A 4,720-nucleotide genomic window follows, 5' to 3' on the forward strand; every position below is an offset into this window, starting at 1 on the left:
GGACATCGCCAGGCTTTGAATATTGTCTAACCAGACACGCAGCGGAGCGGTAGTTCAGTTGGTTAGAATACCGGCCTGTCACGCCGGGGGTCGCGGGTTCGAGTCCCGTCCGCTCCGCCACTTTATTTAAGAGAAGTTTAACTCTTTAAAATAAACCTTAGGGGTGTAGCTCCAATTGGCAGAGCAGCGGATTCCAAATCCGCGTGTTGGGAGTTCGAATCTCTCCACCCCTGCCATCTTTCCTTTCGGGGTATAGAAAGTCTCAACTTAGGTTGGGACTTTTTTGTTTTTAGCGTTATAAGAAATCGATGCTTTCCGATCTCTGCCCCATACCCACTCGAAAATCCCATCAGAACAGCGCAGTATAGCTTTCCAAATTCTTCTTCCGGTTCATATCCTGTCTTCTGCTTTAAACTTCGTGGTGAGCTATGCACCTACAAATTGCGCTTGCGTAAACCTAGGTTGAATATTGCCAACGAACACCTTTCATAGAATATCTCCCTTGCTCTGGTCTATATCCGGTCACGTGAATGCTGCTCGCTCGTACTAGGGTGACGGTAGTTCGTCCCTAATGACGGTGCTTTAAGCCAGTGGTGTGGTACTTCATCGCTAAATCTCACACACTGTTATTGGTACACTGGTTGTACCCACATTTTCATTATCTGATGATGTCGTGGAGGTTCTCCCTAGCATGGTGTCACAGATGTCAACGCAAATGATGGCAATATACATTGCTATTATCAAGTTCTGATATTTATCGTTAAGCCCCGTCATATCAGTGGTTGAAACAAAGTACCCTTGAAAATATATTATTTAAGTAACTAATATGTAAGGGGTTTTTCCGTGATGCATGATCGAACAATCAATCTAACTAACTCAGTAGTAAGATCCTTGCCTGTTCTGTTAGCGGACTGAGTTGGTTGCGGTGGGTGTTTTAGCAATCTATTTTATTCACCTAAACAATACTCTCACTCTCAATTAAAAGCGAAATAGAGTAAATACTCTATCAACCAATAACTGGCGTCAATATTCACCCAAGCTCATAACGATACTGCCCTTATAAATCTTAATGTATATGGTGATTTTTTTCTGAATCAGCGTTCAAATTTTGAGTCGTTTATTTTTTTTACAACTGAATGTAAGCAAAGATACTACTGATTTCGGTAGTGGTTTAACGAAGGATCTTACATTCTCTTTGTGACGTCGGCTTAACGTTTGAAAAGTCATTGCCGGAAACTTTCCACGAATAGAAAGTCAACAATGACAGTTACTTAGTTTTTAAAAATGAGTGATGAGGATTCAATAATGAAGAAAACAGCAATCAGCTTGATGGTAACAACGGTACTTATGGGTTCTCCGATAGTATCTACTTCTGCGCTCGGAGCGGCACAAGAAAATGTTGTCGTTGCTACTCAAAGCGAATCTGTATCCACCACAATAACGGTTTCACAAGTTGGTGAATGGTACTCACAAGCGCAAGTCGAATTGAAAAATATTTCTGGTCTACAGTTAGATCTGGCGGATGCTGAAGTTTGGGTGATTTCAGATAAAGATGCAACGGTGAATAGTTCCTGGGGACAACCTGGGTTTAATGTCAGTAGCCCCGCACCAAACACTTTTGTGTTCAAACATGACAGCAATTCAGATGCTCTGGAGAATGATCAATCTATTCAAATCATTTTTGGTTTTAGCTCATCCAATGGTGATTACATCGACGGAAAGGATGTACATGTCGAGAAAGTGGTTATCAAGAATGATCCAGTATTCCAAGGGGAAATTATGCTACAAGCACCGAGTTCGCCGCACGTGAGTCTTGCTGCCGCTTCGGTATTAGTCGAAGGTGAAAGCTACAGTGAAACCGTGGCAATTCCATGGGGAGGCAGCCTCCTTCTTAATCACCTTCAAGATGGCGAGTACCGAGTCACAGCGAAAGATGTATTAAGTGAATTGGGCTTTGCACACGCTTCTTCACCGGCTTCAACCGTAACGGTAGACAGCAATGCAATGCAGCCGAGCGTTAACGTCCAATATGATGCTTTTGTTTACTACGCAAGCGTTTCGCTAACTATGCCAGCGCTTGATGGTATTGCTGGTAACCTAACCACAGACGTAACAGTAAAAATGGCAGGTAGTGAAGAAGTTGAGCGCAGTCTTATGGTGCCATTTGGCGGTGAGGTCAACATCAATAAGCTACTCGATGCTCACAAATATGACCTTTCATATTCACCAATCACGGTGAATAACGTGCACTACCAACCAAACGACAACCTCGATGTATTGGTTAGCAAAGAGGCGGCAACAGAGATAACTACAAACATTGTTGAAACTCCAGTCACCATTGATGATTTTCGCAAAGTACAAGTTAGTGTGGTCAACTTACCCCAAGAAGCGATGCCAATCCGACTTAATCTTATCGCAAAAGAGAGTACAGACCGTTATAACTATGAGATTTCTAGCTCTTCTTTCATCTTGCCTGATGATGTTAAACCAGGCGAGTACGATATCCAGATCGATTCTGTTTTCGTAGGAAAAAGTCGCTATGTCTATGACGGAGAAAACTCAATTTCAGTTACCCCAAGTGATGCTCCGTTATTATTGACACTTCCATTTTATGAAGCGATGAGCCTTGCAGTAAAAGGTTTTCCAGATTATGTGGCAAATGGCACGGTAACCAATGATAGCGAACAAACTACTTCCCAAATTGGCGCAACTCAAATTAATGCCATCTTCAAATACGCGGGGCTGAGTGGCTCTGGCGACCCAGGCGACATTCTAGAAATGGATAAACTGGCACTGCATACTACTTATGCGAACGCACAAACTGCCTCTGATCTTTCAGGTCATTATGTATTGCCAGTAATGGTGGTTTACACCGTCAACGCCAGTGGTGGCGCAAGTTGGACAGATTTAGTCGATAACGACCTATTGTACAAACACTATGCGACTTTTATCACTCAAGCGGTTGCTGCACAAGAATACGCGGCAGGTGATGGTAGTTCACCAATGTCATTCATACTCAACCCTGATTTCCTTGGCGAGCTGCAGAAAAACCCAAGAGATGTGGAGAATTTGAATAAAGAAGGAGCAGTAAACGTCAATGATCAGTTGTCACGTGCACTGAGTTATATGAAGACTACTTACGGCTATCAGCCATCAGTACTAGTGCCTCAATTCGAAAATACCCTTAAGGGTTACATTGAGTCTATCAACTTCATCATGGATGGTTTGGCAGAAGACGTAACCTATGGTTGGCAAATCAACTTGTGGGCAGTGGGCTCTGCGAACTGGATTCATCAAACCGAAGACCAATCTGATGATAAAGGGCAAGAAGTAGTGAACTTCGTTAACTCTCTTGATGTTTACACTGGTCCTTATAAGCCAGACTACATTGTATTCGATAAATATGAGCGCGATGGTTTTGGCTCCCAAGCGATTGCCAACTATGCATACAACGCTACTAGCTGGACTCGTTATCTTTCATACGTGAAAAGCATAAGTGATGGTGTTGACTCTCCAGCGATGATCTGGCAAATCCCAGGTGGTCACATGCCCACTCAAGAAGAAAGCAATACGTTGATCAACCCTGAGCATGAAGCATCTGGTGGCTCTTACTTTATGGGCGATGCACGCATCGGCAAAGACATCAATCATGTCCGCACTGGTTTACTGGACAAACAACTCAGCCCAGCTACCTACAACGGTGCAAGTAACGTACGTGAACTGCTAGAGAAAGACGCAAACTATGATTGGTCTCGTATTGCAATACGCGACTTACCAAAGAGCAATGTATTCGCCTTATTATGGGGTGGCGGCTCAACTACCTCAGTGGTCACTATCGGCACCAATGACACCGATAATGGTTGGTTAGATAATAAAGTTGAGGCCTACGCACAAAATCCAGTGTGTCTGGCTGGCAATGATTGTGATGGATCAATCTGGGGAGGAGAGGGCGAAGATATCCCCCCAGTAGACAATCACCCACCAAGCATTTCACTGTCTTCAAATTATCAAGTGAATAGTGGTGAAAGTGTTACCATTACAGCGAATGCTTTCGATCCTGATGGTGATATTATTAGCTACCAGTGGAGCGTCCCTTCCAACCTGATAGTCATGAGCGGCACCAATAGTGATACGCTGGTCGTAACTGCTCCGGTAACAGACCCAGATTTAACTTTCACTATTTCATTAGATGTCTCTGATGGTGAGTTAAGAGCATCTGACTCCACATCATTAAAAGTGATTGGCGACAACAGCAGTGGTGGTGACAGTATTTGCGTAGATATTCCAGAATTCGAACAAAGGCAATATCAACCGGGTGAACAAGTTACCTATCAAGGCAGCTTACATGAAGCGACTCGTTGGACGGATTCAATGCTCACACCAGCCGACCAATATTCCGGTTGGGCACTGATCGGTAGTTGCTCATAAATATTTGTACAATAATGATTAACTGTATTTGATCATAGATTTAGATACCGCTATTTGAGGCGGTATCTTTTTATTTTTAGCCCTAAACTAGCTGCTTTAGTGGAAGCGTATCAATCTCAGGGCGGGATCGCACTTTGTTAACAGATGTGATCTAATAACCTCAACCCCTTTGCTATGTGCCCATTTTGAACTTAATTGAGCATTTGTCAGTCGTTGAAGATACCCGTTCTGACATTAATCAAAAACATGACCTTATTGACGTTATGTTCCTTGTTATTAGCGCTATCGCATC

The 4,720-nt window shown here is 43.2% G+C and carries 1 protein-coding gene and 2 tRNA genes; all 3 read left to right on the forward strand.

The features are described 5' to 3' along the window. The first annotated feature begins 43 nt into the window (after positions 1-43). The 3 genes from AACW06_RS18695 to AACW06_RS18705 all read left to right on the forward strand — a co-directional run bounded on the left by AACW06_RS18695 (position 44) and on the right by AACW06_RS18705 (position 4,428). Positions 44-120: transfer RNA gene (locus AACW06_RS18695), tRNA-Asp, on the forward strand. 39 nt (positions 121-159) lie between these two features. Further along, a tRNA-Trp gene (locus AACW06_RS18700) sits at positions 160-236 on the forward strand. Between the two features lie 1,069 nt (positions 237-1,305). Beyond that, positions 1,306-4,428 carry a PKD domain-containing protein gene (locus tag AACW06_RS18705; RefSeq protein ID WP_192076223.1) on the forward strand — a complete coding sequence of 1,041 codons (3,123 nt, stop codon included), beginning with the start codon at positions 1,306-1,308 and terminating at the stop codon, positions 4,426-4,428. Positions 4,429-4,720 lie beyond the last annotated feature (292 nt).

The organism is Vibrio sp. S12_S33 (assembly GCF_963889785.1).
GTDB classification, from domain to species: domain Bacteria; phylum Pseudomonadota; class Gammaproteobacteria; order Enterobacterales; family Vibrionaceae; genus Vibrio; species Vibrio aestuarianus.

Excerpts from the sequence above, each read along its gene's own strand:
- AACW06_RS18705 (WP_192076223.1), top strand. The coding sequence starts at position 1,306 with ATGAAGAAAACAGCAATCAGCTTGATGGTAACAACGGTACTTATGGGT.